This window comes from Micromonospora sp. NPDC049101 (assembly GCF_040648675.1).
In the GTDB taxonomy this organism is placed as follows: Bacteria; Actinomycetota; Actinomycetes; order Mycobacteriales; family Micromonosporaceae; genus Micromonospora.
Window position 1 is genome coordinate 43767 of the sequence record NZ_JBEZED010000012.1, and the last position, 15750, is coordinate 59516.

Here is a 15750-nt window from a genome sequence, read left to right on the forward strand (position 1 = left end):
CGCCTCACGTCACCACCAGGACGAGCACTGTGGGTAGCGAAGGGTCGATCATCCGACCCAGCGCAGCTGAGGTTGCCACCTCGCCGTCAAGCCATTGCGAGACCGCCCAGGGCCACGGATACCCGAAGTCCGGTCGACCCACCGCGACCGGTTGCGGGATGGCCAGCGGTAGGTGCGGGGCCAACTGTGGCAGCCACCGATACTCCTTCTCGGCCTGCCTGACGGCACCGGCGTGCCGAGGCAACCGGACCGCAAGTTTCTCGCCGATCCGATGGATGACGTGGTCGGACCCACCCGGCTCAACCAGGCGCAGCGGCAGCCCGGCCCACTGTGGGAACTGTGTTTCGATCAACCGTTCGACAAGTACGCGGTCGATTCGAGGTCGGACAATCACCAGGGACGGCTCCTACCGGGAGGGAAATCATGACCAGGAGAGCTCACGACTGATCACCTGTCGACCGGTTTCCCATAGGTACTCGTCAACGATCAGCTCAGAGCCTTGATCACGGCTCTGAGCTGGTGGGCGACGGACGAGTCGACCTGTACGCCGGACTATGGCCATTGTCCCTCCGACTGAGGCCATGGGCATGAATTCCGGTGGCAGAGGGGAAGCCCAGAAGGCTACTCTCAGTTCCCGCCGAGGGTGAACAATGCACTACAAGCTCATCCACTTGAACGAGAGGCAATACATATGACCAATGAAGCATCATTGCGCTTTCCCCGATCCTCGCAGTATTCGCTTGACTGGTTGAAGTCGTGCGTCAGCGGGGGAGCCAACTCGCTTTGGCTCACAGAGTGGCTCACTCAGCAGATGCCTCTACAAAAAGGAATGAGAGTTTTGGATCTCGGCAGTGGCCGCGGAGCTTCGTCGATCTTCATGAGCCGTGAATTCGGTGTCGAGGTGTGGTCGGTGGACCTGTGGTTCGGAGCAGATGAACGCGCTCTGCGAATTCATGATGCTGGTCTTGACAAGAGCGTGTTCGCGTTGCATGCGGACGCGAAGTCGCTGCCGTTTTCGACGGGCTTCTTCGATGCCGTGACCAGCATCGACTCGTTCATGTACTTCGGGACCGACGACCTGTTCGTGAACTACCTTGCGCGCTTTGTCAAGCCAGGCGGTCTGATAGGAATTGCCAATGCCGGCCTGATGCAGGAGATTGATGGACCCATTCCTGATCATCTCACCGGCTGGTGGGAACCAAGCATGGCCTGCCTGCACTCCGCCGGCTGGTGGTCTCGGCACTGGCAGCGCAGCGGAGTAGTCGCGGTGGAGGCGGCCGATGCAATGCCGGACGGATGGAAGAGATGGCTGGAGTGGCAATACGCTGTCGCCCCTGACAACAGCGCGGAAATCGGGGCTTTGAAGGCCGACCAAGGCCGCAACCTTGGATATGTCCGAGCCGTGTGTCGCCGCCTACCGGAGGCTGCACTCGACGAACCAATCACGTCCATCCCTGTCGACTACGAATACCGTCCTATTGCAGCTGATTAACCGCAGTGCCTCTCGCCAGGGCGGGGGGCGCAGCATGCCTCGTTACGGCGTGGGGCCCTGATATTGGGATTGCCTTGTTACCACCCAACTCCAACGACACCTAACAGACGACCAGCTCAGAGCCTTGATCGAGGCTCTGAGCTGGTGGGCGACGGACGAGTCGACCTGTACGCCGGATTCTGTGCGCGGCGCGTACCCCGAAAGGTTTGCGCCGGCGGCGGCCATCCATCTCGGCCTGCCGTTGCCGGCAGGCTCCAGCGGCCTACCCGCAGACATCGGGCGGGCAGCCCTCAAGCGTCTGCGCCGGGTCGTCATCTTGCGGTGACGGCCCTTGCTTGGCCTTGCTCCGGGTGGGGTTTACCGAGCCACCCCGGTCACCCGGGGTGCTGGTGGGCTCTTACCCCACCGTTTCACCCTTACCGTCCCCGTTGGGGGTCGGCGGTCTGTTTTCTGTGGCACTGTCCCGCGGGTCGCCCCGGGTTGCCGTTAACAACCACCCTGCCCTGTGGAGTCCGGACGTTCCTCGGCGGCGGGCCGAAGCCCGCCGACGCGACCGCCCGGTCGACTCGTCCGTCGCGCTCCCATCCTAACGACGTGATGGGGAGGCCCCGTTCCGCCCCGGCCCGGCCGATGACGATGGCGGACCGACGCGACCGGCAGACGGGGGCCGGATCGTGCGGGGCGGCCTGCTGCCGGCCACAGGGATTACCCGAGGGCCCCCAGGCGCGCCGTCCACGACGCCACGTCGGCGACCGTGGCGTTGCCACCGCAGAGCACGAGACCCAACCGGGCATCGTCGCCCACCCGCTCCCGTACCCGGCGGGCGGCCGGCAGCAGGCATCCGGCGGCCGGCTCGGCCCAGACCTTCGCATGCTCGGCCAACTCCACAGTTCCCCGCACCGCCTCCGCGTCGGAGACCACGAGCACGTCGCTGACCAGGGCAGTCACGTGATCGTAGGTGAGCTGCGAGACGGTCGGCGCGCTGAGCGTGGTGACGATCGACGACAGCGGCACCTCGACCGGCCCACCCTTGGCCAGGGCCTGCGACATCGCCTGCGCGCCCTCGGTCTCCACGCCCCAGACCCGTACCCCCGGCCGGCGTGCCCGCAGCGCCGCGGCCACCCCGGAGATCAGCGCCCCGCCGCCGACGCTGACCAGTACGTCGGTCAACTCACCGGCGTCGTCGGCGAACTCCAGTCCGACAGTGCCCTGCCCGGCGAGCACCACCGGGTCGTCGAACGGGTGCAGCAGGGTCAGGCCGTCCTCCCGCAGCCGGGACATGAGCGCGAACGCGGCGGACATGCCGTCGGTCAGCTGGACGTCGGCACCGGCCGCGCGGGCCACCTCGATGGCACGCGCCGGTGCCGTCCGGGGCATCACCACGGTCGCCGCCACGCCCAGGGCGCCGGCCATCACCGCGACCGCGATGCCGTGGTTGCCGCCGCTGACCGCCAGCACGCCCGCCGCCCGCTCGGCGTCGTCCAGGACGAGCAGCTTCGCCGCCGCGCCACGTGCCTTGAACGACCCGGTACGTTGCAGCAGCTCCAGCTTGGCGGTGACGGGCACGCCGAGCAGCTCGGACAGGCCGGGGCTGGGCACGGTGGGCGTGTGGACCACATGGCCGGCGATCCGGTCGGCGGCCGCCTCGATGTCCGCGAGCTCGATCATCACCGAAGCGTGCCACAGCAGCGGGACAGGCCGACCCGCGGATCAGGAGCAGCCGATCGTGCGGGGGGCCAGGCGGCCGGGCTAGCCTCGTGGGGCTATGGATCTTTCCCACGCGGCGCTGCTACTCGCCGCCGGTCTCGCCGCTGGCACGGTCAACGCGGTGGCCGGTGGCGGTTCGCTTATCACTTTTCCGGCGATGATCGCGGTCGGGTTGCCCCCGGTTCCGGCGAACGTCAGCAACTCCATCGCGGTGTTCCCCGGTTACCTGGCCAGCGTGGCGGGCAGCCGGATGGACCTGCCGCGCCCCCGGGCGCTCGCCACGCTGATACCCACCACGATCGCCGGCACGATCGTCGGAGCGTTGCTGTTGCTGGCCACCCCGGCCCGCGCGTTCGAGCTGGTCGTACCCTTTCTGGTCCTCGGCGCGACAGCGGTCCTGGCGTTCCAGGACCCGCTGCGCCGGCTGGTCGGCCACCCCCGGGACCTGTCGCCACGCCGGCGGACGGTCACGGTGCAGGCGATGGTGGCGCTTGGCGCGGTGTACGGCGGTTACTTCGGTGCGGCACTCGGGGTGATGCTTGTCGCCGGGCTGGCCCTGGTGCTGGACGCGACGCTGGCACGGGTGAGCGCGATCAAGAATCTGCTCTCCGCGTTGGTGGGGTTGACCACGCTCGTGGTTTTCGCCCTGTTCGGCCCGGTGAACTGGGCGGCGGTCGCGGTGGTCGCGCCGGCCACCCTCCTTGGGGGGTACGCGGGCGCCCGGCTCGTCCGCCGGCTGCCGCCGGTGGTGCTCAAGACGCTGATCGTGGTGTTCGGCACGACGATCGGCCTCTACCTGCTCTGGCGCGCCCTGAGCTGACCGGCGGCAAAGCCAACAAGCCTGCGTCAGTAGGCCTCGCCTACCGGCTCCTCGACGGCGTTCTCGGCATCGGCGGCGGCGCGGTTCAGGCGCGACCAGAGCACCCGCTCGCCGTAGCCGGCCGCCATCACGTGTGCGAAGGCCAGGTAGACCAGCACGCCGACGGCGAGGACCCCGAAGCCGACCCAGAACGGCAGGGCCAGCGAGTGCTCGGCGAGCTTGCCGGAGATGATCGGTGCCGGCGCGGCGGCGCCCCAGCGGACCAGGTTGAACGCTCCGGTGGCGACCCGACGATCGCTGGAGCCGAGGCCGAGCGCCAGATCGGTAAGGTTGGCGTTGGCCAGCCCCATGCAGAGTCCGGCCAGCACCAGCACCACGAGCGCCTCGGCGGTGGAGTGCGAGGTGGCGAAGAGGACCATGCAGACCAGCAGGCCGGTGATGGCCACGCCGACGGTCTGCACCGCGCCGATCCGGTGGGCGAGCCGGTGGCCGATGACCAGGATGCCGGTGGCCAGGCCGAGGCCCCAGCCGGTGAACGCGAGCCCCAGCGGCACGATGTCCAGGCCGAGGAAGAGCGGCGTGTAGCCGAGCACCACGAAGAACACGAAGTTGTACGCGGCGGTCACCACGCAGAGGGCGATGAACGCCGGCCGGCGGTAGGTGGCGAAGATCTGGCCGACGCGTACCGGGGCCTGGCGGTTGGCGGGTTCGCGGAGTTTGCGGGAGGCCACGCCGAGGGCGAGGACCATGAAGACGCCGCAGACGAAGAACGGCAGCCGCCAGCTGACCTGGCCGAGCAGGCCACCGATCAGCGGTCCGACGGCGAACCCGAGGCCGAGGGCGGTCTCGAAGAGGCCGACCACCCATTCCCGGTCGACGGCCAGGTTGACGAGCACCACCATGGCGGTGGCGAAGAACATCGCGTTGCCCAGCCCCCAGACACCGCGCAACACGGACAGCTGCACGATGTTGTCGCTGAACGAGGCGAGGATCGCGGCGAGGCCGACCACGGAGACGCCGGTGACGAGCACCGGTTTGAAGCCGAACCGGCCGCTGGCCAGCGTCGCCGGGATCATGCCCAGGGCCATGACCGCGATGTACGCGGTGAACAGCAACTCGACCTGCCAGGCGCTGACCCCGATCGCATCGCCGATGGCCGGCAGGATCGGGTCGACGACGGCGATGCCGGCGATGGCGAGGAAGGCCACCAGCGTGGTGGCGTAGATGGCACTGCGGTTCGGTTCGGAACGCCGATCCACTCCGACTCCTCAGATAGCTGTATCGTACAGGTAATTATCCTGTATCATACAGCTATGAACGACGACGACGAAAGCACCCTCGGCCGGATCGAGACCGAGGTGGCCCTGCTGATGCGCTTCGGCGAGGCCACCCGGCGGGCCACCGGCACCGCCGAGCACCGGGTGCTCGACCGCGCGGCGTACGTCATCCTGCGCCACCTGGCCGACGCCGGCCCACAGAACGTCTCGGCGCTCGCCGCCCGACTCAACCTGGACGGCTCGACGGTGACCCGGCAGGTCTCCGCCCTACAACGCGACGGCCTGATCACTCGCACCCCGGATCCCTCCGACGGCCGGGGCACGGTCATCTCCCCCACCGCCGCCGGCCTGCAACGGATGGCCGTCGTGCAGGCCGCCCGCACCCGGCTCTACGGCGACATGCTGGCCGACTGGACCACCGAGGACCGCACCGCCCTGGCAACCCTGCTCGGCCGCCTAAACCAGGCCCTGATAAACCGCAACCACCCCCGCTGATCCGCTGATCCACCCCCGCCCAGCCCCGCCCCGCCCCGCCCCGCCCAGCCCCGTCGATCTTGCACTTATGGTGGGGGACAAACGGTCTGAATCACCACCTGCCGGGCACCACAACTGCAAGATCGACGCGGGAGACGCCGGGCGCGGGGAAACGGGGCGCGGGGAGACGGGGCGCGGGGACAGGTGCGCCCGGGCACCGACCCACGTCGGCGCCCGGGCGTACGTGCCTGAGGTCAGGCGACCGGTTCGCGGGCCGCGTCGGCGTCGCTGTCGGTGCCCGGGGTGACCCGGGGGTCGCCCTCGTCGGCGAAGTAGTCGTCAGGTGTGGTGCCGTCGACTCCTTCCTCGACCTTCGCGGCCCGCAGCGCGAGCGTCACCAGCGCCGCCACGGCCAGGTTGACCAGGACCGCCACGATGCCGACGTAGATCGTCTTGGTGGTGTCGAACCCGAACTCCGACAGCGGGAACGCCGAGCCGCCGAAGTGCTTCTTCGTCGGGCTGGCCACCTGGTAGAGCATCCACATGCCCAGGCCCATGCCGGCCACCCAGCCGACGATCAGGCCGGTGCGGTGGAACCAGCGGGTGTAGAGGCCCAGCGCCACCGCCGGCAGCGTCTGCAGGATGATCACGCCGCCGATCAGCTGGAGGTCGATGGAGAACTGCGGGTCGAGGAACACGATGCAGGCCACCGCGCCGACCTTCACCACCAGCGAGGTGATCTTCGAGACGTTCGCCTCCTGGGCCGGGGAGGCGTCCCGCTTCAGGTACTCCTTGTAGATGTTGCGGGTGAACAGGTTCGCCGCCGCGATCGACATGATCGCCGCGGGCACCAGGGCACCGATGCCGATCGCGGCGTACGCCACACCGGCGAACCAGTCCGGGAACTGCTGGTCGAACAGCAGCGGCACGATCGTGTTGTTGTCGACCGTGCCCTCCTTCGCGCCGGGCAGCGGCTTCACCCCCGCCGCGATGGCCATGTAGCCGAGCAGCGCGATCAGCCCGAGCAGCAGGCTGTACGCCGGCAGCGCCGACATGTTCCGCTTGATCACGTCGCGGTTCTTGCTGGCCAGCACACCGGTGATGCTGTGCGGGTAGAGAAAGAGCGCCAACGCCGAGCCGAGTGCCAACGTCATGTACTGAAGTTGGTTGTTGCCGTTGAGCAGGATGCCGTCGTTCGGGTTGGGTGAGGCGTCGAACTTCGCGTCCGCGGCGGCGAAGATGTCACCCCAGCCGCCCAGCTTGTACGGCAGGTAGACGACCGCCACCAGGATGACGATGTAGATCAGGCTGTCCTTGACGAACGCGATGAGCGCGGGCGCGCGCAGCCCCGACTGGTACGTGTACGCGGCCAGGATGGCGAACGCGATGATGATCGGCAGGTGTCGGGCCACCGCGTTGTCGCCGGTGACGCCCATCGTCTTGAGGACGGCCTCGATGCCGATCAGCTGCAACGCGATGTACGGCATGGTGGCCACGATGCCGGTGATGGCGATCAGCAGGGCCAGCGCCGGCGAGTCGAACCGGTTGCGGACGAAGTCGGCCGGCGTGACGAACCCGTGCCGGTGCGACACCGACCAGAGGCGCACCAGCACCAGGAAGACCAGCGGGTAGATGACGATGGTGTACGGCACGGCGAAGAACCCGGCCGCGCCGGCACCGAACATCAACGCCGGCACCGCCACGAAGGTGTACGCGGTGTAGAGGTCACCGCCGACCAGGAACCAGGTGATCCAGCCGCCGAAGCTGCGCCCGCCCAGCCCCCACTCGTCCAGGTGCGCCATGTCCTTTGGTGCCCGCCACCGGGCGGCCACGAAGCCCATCGCGCTGACCAGGAGGAACAGCAGCGAAAAGACGATGATCTCGGTGAGATGGTCGCGCCACATCAGCGGCCTCCCCGCTTCTTCGTCATCTGGTAGACCAAAGTGGTGGTGCCGACGCCGAGCAGGATGAAGGCAAGTTGCAGCCAGTAGAAGCGCGGGAAGCCGAAGACCCGGGGCGAGTCGCCGTTGAAGAAGGCCGGGATCAGCGGTACGACGATGGGAATGAAGAGCAACCAGTTCCAGGGGCTGTGGTCCTTCGCCCTGGCCGGCGCCGTGGTGGGCGCCTCCGGTTCGGGTGCAGCCATCTGACACACCTCCGGGGAGTCGAAGATCTCGATGTAACGGGCCGGAGGCTACGGCTTTGCGCGGACCGCCACGCGGCCCGGCCGGTGAGTCGTGCGCCGAGCGGCGATCACGGTGCGCCGAATGACGCGCACGCCCAGTAGGACAGCGAGAACCGCCGCCCGGCCACCAGCCCGACGGGCCGCCAAGGGTTGCGGGGTGATGTCACGGCACGAGGTCGGGCCGCCGTGGCTGACCACGAGCCGTGCGGGTGCTTCGTCGACCCTGGGCCGCGGCGACGAGGGGGGTGCGGAGATCAGTCGCGGCGACGATCCCCGCACCCCTCCTTTCGATGGCTGATCGCTGATTGTCCTTTGCTCTGCACCCCAATAGGCACCGGTCGCAGACAGTAGCCGTCGCACCCGCGGGTGCAGAGCAAAGGACAACCCTGAGCTGGCTGGACGCCCCGGTGCCAACGGGCACCCTCGCCGCGTTCTACGAGCTGCCCCCGGCCTACCTGAACAAGCAGCTACAGGCCGTGGGGCCGGGCGGGTTTCCGCGCGGCAGGGCGCGACGAGCCGGTGGGCCCGACCGCCGCCGATCTAGAGCGCGGCGAGGTGGGCGGTGTCGTTGACCGTGCGCACGGCCACGCCGCCGTCGGGCCACATGTCGAGCACCGAGATGCCGGCCGCGTCCAGGAAGAGCCGGTGCAGGAACCCGTCGCCGGCCGCGAGGGCGTCGCGCAGCACCAGCTTGATCGGCGAGACGTGCGAGACCACCACCACGGTCTCCCCGGGGTACGCGGTGAGCAGCCCGGCTGTCACGCGGTGCGCGCGTTCGGCGACGTGGGTGAACGACTCTCCGCCCGGCGGGGCGATCCGGGGTGAGGCGAGCCAGGCGTCCATCTCCCCCGGCCACTGCTGACGCACCTCGGCGAAGGTGCGCCCCTCCCACGCGCCGAAGTCGCACTCGATCAGGTCGTCCTCGGTGCGCACCGGCACGTCACCGCCGAGCGCTTCGGCAATCGCCGCCGCGGTGGCCGTACACCGGGACAGTGGTGAGCTGAGCACGGCCGCGACGGACGGGGCCAGCGCGGCCACCCGGGCGCCGGTGGCCCCGGCCTGGGCCCGGCCGCGCTCGGACAGGGGCACGTCACCGCGGCCGGAGTAGCGTCGCTGCTCGGTGTACTCGGTCTCGCCGTGGCGGACCAGGATCAGCCGGGTGGCGGTGAAGGTCGGCCGTGGCTCCCACGAGGCCGGCGCGGTCGCCGGGTCGCTGCCGACCGCGGGTGTCGCCGGCGGTTGGCCCGCCGTCCGGGAAGAGGTGGGACGGCCGGCGGCGGCGTCCATGGCGGCGTTGGCGAGCGCGTCGGCGTGCCGGTTCTCGTCGCGCGGAATCCAGATGAACCGGACGGCGGTGAACCGGCCCACCAACCCGGCGGCCTGGGCGGCGAGGGGCCGCAGGCCGGGGTGCTTGATCTGCCACCGGCCGCACATCTGCTCGACCACCAGTTTGGAGTCCATCCGGACGTCCACCTCGGCGGCACCCAGCTCGGCGGCGGCGGTCAGGCCGGCGATCAGCCCCTGGTACTCGGCGACGTTGTTGGTCGTCGTACCCAGTGACTCGGAACGCTCGGCGAGCACCTCGCCGGTCTCCGGGTCGAGCACCACCGCGCCGTAGCCGGCGGGGCCGGGGTTGCCCCGGGACCCGCCGTCGGCCTCGACGGCGACCACGCGCGGCGCCACGACCTACAGGCCCGACTCGTTGGTGCGGACCATGATCCGGCGGCAGTCCTCGCAGCGGACCACGTCGTCCGGGGCCGCCTTGCGGATGCGGGCGAGGTCGGCACCGGACAGCTCCAGCCGGCACCCGCCGCAGCGGCCCGCGGTGAGCAGCGCGGCACCGAGGCCGGTGTCCTCGCGGATCTTGTCGTAGAGGGTGACCAGGTCGCTCGGGAGGTCGGCGGCGAGCGGCTGACGGGCCCCCCGCTTGAACTCCTCCTCCTTGGCGATCTCGGCCAACGCGTCGTCGCGGCGCTGCTCGGTCGCGGCCCGCTTGTCCCGGGTGTCGGCCAGCCGCTGCTCCACGCCGTCCAGGACGCCCTGCGCGGTCTCACGCTGCTCCATCAGCTCCAGTTCGGCGTCCTCCAGGTCGCCCTGGCGCCGGTTCAGCGAGACCAGCTCGTGCTGGAGCGCCTCCAACTCGCGGGCCGGGCCGGTGCCGGCGGCCAGCCGGTTCTCGTCCTTCTGCTTGCGGGCGCGGACCTGGTCGACGTCCTTCTCCAGCCGGGCGATGTCCCGGTCCAGGTCGTCGACCGCCACCTGGGCGCGGACCCGCTCGTCCTCCAACGACGACAGCTCCCGGGCCAGCGACTCCAGCTCGGCCCGCTCGGCAAGCGTCCGCCTGCGGTGGGCGAGCTGGGCGAGGTTGGTGTCGATCGCCTGGAGGTCGAGCAGGCGGCGCTGCACCTGAGGGTCAGCCTTCACGGTCGGGCTCCTTGTCGTCCACAACGGGTGCGGCGGCATGCACGGTCCACGGGTCGGTATCCAGGTCGGACACCAGCGTCTCGACGCCCAGCGCCTCCCGTAGGAGGGCGGCCAGGTCGTCCAGCCACGGTCGTTCGGTCGCCCAGTGGGCGGCGTCGATCAGGGCGGGACCATCGGCGGCGAGGTGCTCGCCGGCCGGGTGGTGCCGCAGGTCGGCGGTGAGGAACGCGTCCACCCCGGCGGCGGTCGCGGCGCCGAGGAAGCTGTCCCCCGACCCGCCGCTGACGGCGAGGGTACGAACCATACGCCCGGGATCCCCCGCGGCGCGAACTCCCCAGGACGTGACGGGGAGCACGGCGGCCGCGTGTCGGGTCAGCTCGGCGAGAGTCATCGGCTCGGGCAACTCGCCGACCCGGCCGAAACCCCGGTCGTCGCCGTGGGCGGCCGAGCCGGGCGCGGGCCGCTGCAACGGGCGCAGCCCGGTCAGCCCGAACCGGGCGGCGAGGGCGTCCGAGACACCCGGGGACGCCACGTCGGCGTTGGTGTGCGCCGCGTAGAGCGCCACCCCGGCGCGGATCAACTGGTGGATGATCCGGCCCTTGAAGGTCGTCGGCGCCACCGACGAGACCCCGCGCAGCAACAGCGGGTGATGCGCGACGATCATGTCCACGTCGGCGGCCAGCGCTTCGGCGACCGTCTCGGGCACCACGTCGACCACGCAGAGCACCCGGTGGACCGGGGCGGTCGGCTCGCCGAGCACCAGGCCCACCCGGTCCCAGTCCTCGGCCCAGACCGGTGGATAGCGCCGTTCCAGCTCGGCCACCACGTCGGTCACCGTGGGGACGGATCTGCTAGTGCTCACGGCGGGCCAGCTTACCGGCGCGGGGGCGGCCCAGCGGTGACGCCCGGCCCGGTCGAGTCGCGCCGTGGCCGCTAGGCGGCTCCCACGGTGACGGTGTGCAGCGCGGCCAGCGGCATCGCCCACGGGAAGGCGTGCAGGTGTTGCTCCCCCGTGCCGGGCGGGTGCAAGGCGACCACGTCGTCACCGAAGAGCACCGTGACACCCCACTCGGCCAGCCGGGCCAGGCCGGCGCGGAACGCCGGGTGGGCGGCCATCGCGACGTTGGTGTACGGCACCGCCACGATGGGGATGCCCTTGCCCTGCGCCTCGACCAGCAGCCCCAGCGCGAGTGTGTCGGCGATGCCGGCCGCCCACTTGTTGACCGTGTTGACCGTCGCCGGGCAGACGATCATTGCGTCGGCGGGCGGCAACACGTCCGGGTCGTCGGGATTCTTGTAGTGCGTCCGCACCGGGTGGCCGGTCTGCCGGGCCAGGGCGGTCTGGTCGACGAACTTGGCGCCGTCCGGCGTGACGACCACGCAGACGTCCCAGCCGTCCTGCTGCGCCAGGTCGACCAACTGCCCGACCCTGCGGGCCAGCGGCGAACCACAGGCGATGACGTAGAGCACCGCACGGCGTCCGCTGCTGCGCGCTGGACCGGCCATCACACCGGCTCCGCGGTCATACCCCTACTCCCATGTGCTCAGCCAACTCCGCTACCGGAGAAGGCGGCGCACCACGTGTGCGACGAAGGACGTCCGACATCACCTCGTGGGCGATCGGCCGGCAGCGGATCTCCGACGGCGCGAGCCGATCACCCATCAGCAACATCTCGCCGGCGTTCGCCACGTCGCCGACCTGGGCGTACCCGCGGGCGATGTCGAGCAGGTGGTGGGCGCGGCGTTCGGGCAGCAGCGCGTTGAAGGAGTGCTCCGCGATGCGGTGGTGCACCTCCACCGCCCGACCCCCGTCGCCCAACTCCACCGCGGCGGCGGCCCGGTGCAGCTCGACGTTCGTCGGGCCGAACGACGTCCAGTAGTGGTTGTGGTCGCCACCGAGCAGGGTCGCGGCCTCCTGGGCACAGTTGATCAGGTCGTCGACGCTGGCCGAGTCGCCGATGCGGGACGCGGCCATCGCGCCCTGCAGCAGCAACATCCCGTAGACGGAGAGCCGGGCCGGAGTGACCTCGTTGCTTCCGCCGGGTGCCAGCCGGTTGGCGATCTGGACGTTCAGCTCCAGTGCGGGGCGGGCCCGGCCCATCGCGGCCAGGGCGTTGCACACCCGGGTGGTGGCGATGCCGGCCAGCAGGGGGTCGTCGGCGCGCTGGGCCACCGCCATCGACCGGTCGGCGGCCAGCCAGGCCAGCTCGCACTCGCCGAGCTTGCGCAGCACCGAGGAGGCGATCTGGTAGACCTGGCCGAGCAGGTGGGCCGCCTCGGCGGCCCGCTCACCGCCGTAGGCGGCGTCGGCCGCCTGGGCGTCGCGCAGCAGCTTCGGCAGGGCCCGGGTGAGCATGCCGTAGCGGCCGTACTGGTAGGTGAGCCAGGCGTGGTTGACGGCCTTGCGCAGGTCGTCCAGCGGTGGCGGACACGGCACCGCGTCGAAGTACGCGCTCATCGAGTCGTAGCGTTCCAGCGCGGCCCGGATCTCCTGCACCTCGACCTGGTCGATGCAGTTGAGGGCGTCGGCGCGTCGCTCCGGGTCCTTGCCCATCAGCAGTTGCACGTCCATCTGGAGGATGTCGGCGATCTCGTAGAGGACGGAGAACTTGTCCAGCCGGCGAACGCCGCGTTCGACCTTGTCCACCCAACTCTTGGACTTGCCGAGCCGATCGGCGAAGACCTGTTGCGACATCTTGCGGCGCCCTCGCCAGTAGGCCACTCGCCGTCCTATGGGTAGCTCGTCCATCTGCCCATCCTCCTCTGCCGCCGCCGATAGATCGAGCGGGGGCGATGTCAGCGGGTGCGACGGCCGCCGTTCACGTTCAGGTTTTCGCTGGTCGCACACGATGTACGTCAGTCGAACGGCCAGCCCTCGTACTTTCGTGCAAGTTGCACGAGCCGTTCGTCAACCTCAACGATCGTGGGTTACGGCAGTGACGGTGCTCGACATGCGACCTGGCGACCGCCGGGCCCGACGAGGGGAGATGGCACACATGTGGGGGAACGTCGGACCGCGCGTAGCCGAACTGTCACCACTGGAACGAGTCCGGCTGCGCAGGGTCGCCATGCGGTACGCCACACACGGATGGGAGGTCACGCCAGGGGCCTGCCTGGCCCGCAGTCGCTTCGTCTGTGGCCGGGCCGGTTGTCCCACCGTGGGCTGCCACCCCGCCCTGGAGAACTGGGAGTTGGCCGCCAGCGCCGACCCGGCCCGGGTGGCCACCTGGTGGCGCAACCGTCCACACGGGGTGCTGCTGCCCACCGGCCGAACCTTCGACGTGCTGGAGGTGCCCGCCCACCTGGGCCGGCACGTGCTCGACGCGGTGCGGATCCACCCGGCCGGCACCGGCGTACGCGGCCCGGTGCTTGTCACCCCCACCGGGCGGTGGATGTTCCTGGTCCGCCCCGGCGACCCGCTCCGGCCGGAGTTGGAGCACTGCTTCCACGTGGTCCGACACGGGCCGGGCTCGTGGATCCCCGCGCCGCCCACCCGGCTGCCGGAGGGGACGGTCCGCTGGGCGGTCGCCCCCGAGCAGGCCCGCTGGCAACTGCCGGACTCGTACCTCGTACAGAACACGTTGATCGGGGCGCTGCGCGCCGCTGGCGTGACCCTCGCCCCCGACCTGCTCCCCGGTCACCTGCCGCTGCCCCGACGAGGCCGATGAGACCGGCCCGACCGACGATTCGATCCGGTGCCCGACAGCGTCGCCGGGGCGCCGGTCCTCGTTGACAGGAAGACGGCGCGAACGCGCGCCACGAACGGGGGAACGATGTCCACGAACGACAGGGCGCCTCATCCCGGCGGCACCGAACCGCCCCGCCGTAGCCACCGACGCCACCGGTGGGCCGGCACCCGACCCTCCGGCTCGCGCCCCGGCCGCCCACGCCCCACCGGCTCCCGCCCAGCCGGCACCCACCGCCCAGTCCGCTAGAACAACCCACCCCACCCGCCCCACCCCCCGCGCGGGGGGGTGGGGCGTTAGGTGGTTAGGGGTAGGCCGGCGGAATGGTATTGGCGGGCGTCGTCGGTCACCACCGCATGGGTGTGGTCGTCCAGGCCGCTCAGCCAACCCAGACCGGCGGTGCCCATGGCCAGGGCGGCGGTGGCGTACGCGTCGGCCACGCCGAGGTCCGTGCCGACCACTGTCACCGAGCGCAACCCGCTGGCCGGGGTGCCCCGGCGTGGGTCCAGCACGTGCCGGCCCCGCTCGTAGACGCCGGACGTGGCCACGGCCAGGTCGGTCCCGGTGAGCACCAGGCAGGTCGCCATGGCGTCCCAGGGGTGCCGGATGCCGATGCGCCACGGTGCCCCGGTCGGGGACACGCCCCGCACCCGCAGGTCACCGCCGGCGTTCACGCAGTGGTTCACGGCACCGGCGGCGAGCAGGCGGTCCGAGGCGACCTGGGCGGCCCACCCCTTGACGAAACCGGACGGGTCGAGCCGCCCGGTGGCGTACGCGTCGAAGAACCCGTCGGTGGCACCCCACAGGTCGGCGCAGGTCTCCAGCACGAACCGCAGATCCGCCGACGCCTCGGAGAGCAGCACCTCACCCCGGTCGAAGCGGCACACCTCGCTGTCCGGCTGGTACGTGCTGAACCGGGCGTCCACCTCGCGCATCCAGGCGAAGACGTCGTCGGCCACCTCGGACAGGGTGGCCGGCGGCAGGTCGTCGGCGAGGTCCAGGGTGATCGCCGTACCCATGATCTGCTCGACCCGGCACAGCCCGGGTCGGATCAGCGCCGCCGGCACGTCAGAACGCCTGCTCGATCGCGCCCCGCAGCGACTGCTTGTAGGAGTTGCTGGTCTCGGTGGCACCGGAGACGGTGTTGACGTTGGCGCTCTGCTTCTGCACCACCTCGCCGCCGCTTCCGTCGTACCGGCCGCTGACGTCGTCGCTGTGGATGTCGGACTCACCCCCGCTGGGCAGCGACAGTGCGACGGCGTCGACGATCCGGGTGCCGGAGACCACGATCTGCACCTGCACGTACCCGTACTCGTTGTCCACGCCCGGCCCGGTGATCCGGCGGGTGGTCGGCTGCGGCGCCTTGGTGGTGGGCCGCGGCGCGGTCGGAGCCTTCGTGGTGGTGCGGGGGGTGCTGGGCGGCCGGGTGGTGCTCTTGGTGGGTTTGGCCGACGACGGCGCGCTGGGCGCCACCGACGGCGTCGGTGCCCCGGCGGGCGGTTCGGCGGCGGCGCCGGGGGCCGGGGCGGCGGCCGGGTCGACGTCCTGCGGGGTGGGGTCGACCGGTTGGGCGGTCGGCAGGTTCTGGGCGACCTGGGTGGCGGCCGGCGACCCCTTGAACACCACGAGCGCGGTGGTGCTGGCGGCCAGGCCGGTGATCGCGAGCAACGCGCGACGCATCTGAT

The 15750-nt window shown here is 70.6% G+C and carries 16 protein-coding genes and 1 other RNA gene; 4 read left to right on the forward strand and 13 right to left on the reverse strand.

Annotated elements, in window-relative coordinates; all coding sequences use genetic code 11:
* Positions 1–4: 4 nt before the first annotated feature.
* The gene (locus AB0B57_RS18160; RefSeq protein ID WP_357070525.1) at positions 5–394 is read right to left on the reverse strand and encodes a phosphotransferase; all 390 of its coding nucleotides are present in this window, start codon (positions 392–394) and stop codon (positions 5–7) included.
* 297 nt (positions 395–691) lie between these two features.
* Between AB0B57_RS18160 and AB0B57_RS18165 the strand changes: the two genes are divergently transcribed.
* Positions 692–1492, forward strand: a complete 801-nt coding sequence (locus AB0B57_RS18165) for a methyltransferase domain-containing protein (protein ID WP_357070528.1) — start codon at positions 692–694, stop codon at positions 1490–1492.
* Between the two features lie 152 nt (positions 1493–1644).
* Here the strand turns inward: AB0B57_RS18165 and rnpB are convergent.
* Positions 1645–2061: RNase P RNA component class A (gene rnpB, locus AB0B57_RS18170), an RNA gene on the reverse strand.
* A gap of 136 nt (positions 2062–2197) precedes the next feature.
* Positions 2198–3160 carry a threonine/serine dehydratase gene (locus AB0B57_RS18175; RefSeq protein ID WP_357070531.1) on the reverse strand — a complete coding sequence of 321 codons (963 nt, stop codon included), beginning with the start codon at positions 3158–3160 and terminating at the stop codon, positions 2198–2200.
* Positions 3161–3257: 97 nt separating this feature from the next.
* Here AB0B57_RS18175 and AB0B57_RS18180 point away from each other — a divergent pair, with 97 nt between their 5' ends.
* On the forward strand, positions 3258–4019 hold the full coding sequence (locus tag AB0B57_RS18180; protein WP_357070534.1) for a sulfite exporter TauE/SafE family protein: 762 nt from the start codon (positions 3258–3260) through the stop codon (positions 4017–4019).
* Positions 4020–4045: 26 nt separating this feature from the next.
* Here AB0B57_RS18180 and AB0B57_RS18185 read toward each other — a convergent pair whose 3' ends face one another.
* Positions 4046–5278, reverse strand: a complete 1233-nt coding sequence (locus AB0B57_RS18185) for an MFS transporter (protein ID WP_357070537.1) — start codon at positions 5276–5278, stop codon at positions 4046–4048.
* 54 nt (positions 5279–5332) lie between these two features.
* On the opposite strand from AB0B57_RS18185, the gene AB0B57_RS18190 reads away from it, so the two are divergent.
* Positions 5333–5791 carry a MarR family transcriptional regulator gene (locus tag AB0B57_RS18190; protein WP_357070540.1) on the forward strand — a complete coding sequence of 153 codons (459 nt, stop codon included), beginning with the start codon at positions 5333–5335 and terminating at the stop codon, positions 5789–5791.
* 233 nt (positions 5792–6024) lie between these two features.
* On the opposite strand, the gene mctP is transcribed toward AB0B57_RS18190, so the two are convergent.
* From mctP to AB0B57_RS18225, 7 genes are all read right to left on the reverse strand, one after another.
* The gene (gene mctP / locus AB0B57_RS18195) at positions 6025–7674 is read right to left on the reverse strand and encodes a monocarboxylate uptake permease MctP (protein WP_357070543.1); all 1650 of its coding nucleotides are present in this window, start codon (positions 7672–7674) and stop codon (positions 6025–6027) included.
* The gene (locus AB0B57_RS18200; RefSeq protein ID WP_139587743.1) at positions 7674–7916 is read right to left on the reverse strand and encodes a DUF3311 domain-containing protein; all 243 of its coding nucleotides are present in this window, start codon (positions 7914–7916) and stop codon (positions 7674–7676) included. Before AB0B57_RS18200 ends, mctP begins: the two co-directional genes overlap by 1 nt.
* A gap of 579 nt (positions 7917–8495) precedes the next feature.
* Positions 8496–9638, reverse strand: coding sequence for a bifunctional RNase H/acid phosphatase (locus AB0B57_RS18205; protein WP_357070546.1), 1143 nt, complete (start codon positions 9636–9638; stop codon positions 8496–8498).
* Between the two features lie 3 nt (positions 9639–9641).
* Positions 9642–10379, reverse strand: a complete 738-nt coding sequence (locus tag AB0B57_RS18210) for a C4-type zinc ribbon domain-containing protein (protein WP_357070550.1) — start codon at positions 10377–10379, stop codon at positions 9642–9644.
* Positions 10369–11241: a Nif3-like dinuclear metal center hexameric protein gene (locus AB0B57_RS18215; RefSeq protein WP_357070553.1), complete on the reverse strand. Its 873-nt coding sequence runs from the start codon at positions 11239–11241 to the stop codon at positions 10369–10371. The genes AB0B57_RS18210 and AB0B57_RS18215 overlap by 11 nt, the downstream gene beginning before the upstream one ends.
* A gap of 71 nt (positions 11242–11312) precedes the next feature.
* Complete coding sequence (locus tag AB0B57_RS18220) at positions 11313–11885, reverse strand: flavoprotein (protein ID WP_357070556.1); 573 nt, start codon at positions 11883–11885, stop codon at positions 11313–11315.
* 16 nt (positions 11886–11901) lie between these two features.
* Positions 11902–13128: a helix-turn-helix domain-containing protein gene (locus AB0B57_RS18225; RefSeq protein ID WP_357070559.1), complete on the reverse strand. Its 1227-nt coding sequence runs from the start codon at positions 13126–13128 to the stop codon at positions 11902–11904.
* A gap of 247 nt (positions 13129–13375) precedes the next feature.
* On the opposite strand from AB0B57_RS18225, the gene AB0B57_RS18230 reads away from it, so the two are divergent.
* A complete protein-coding gene (locus AB0B57_RS18230) occupies positions 13376–14047 on the forward strand; it encodes a bifunctional DNA primase/polymerase (protein ID WP_357071031.1) in 672 nt (223 codons plus the stop codon).
* Positions 14048–14361: 314 nt separating this feature from the next.
* On the opposite strand, the gene AB0B57_RS18235 is transcribed toward AB0B57_RS18230, so the two are convergent.
* Positions 14362–15084, reverse strand: a complete 723-nt coding sequence (locus AB0B57_RS18235; protein WP_357071034.1) for an FAD:protein FMN transferase — start codon at positions 15082–15084, stop codon at positions 14362–14364.
* A gap of 49 nt (positions 15085–15133) precedes the next feature.
* Positions 15134–15745, reverse strand: coding sequence for an FMN-binding protein (locus AB0B57_RS18240; RefSeq protein ID WP_357070562.1), 612 nt, complete (start codon positions 15743–15745; stop codon positions 15134–15136).
* Between the last annotated feature and the right edge of the window lie 5 nt (positions 15746–15750).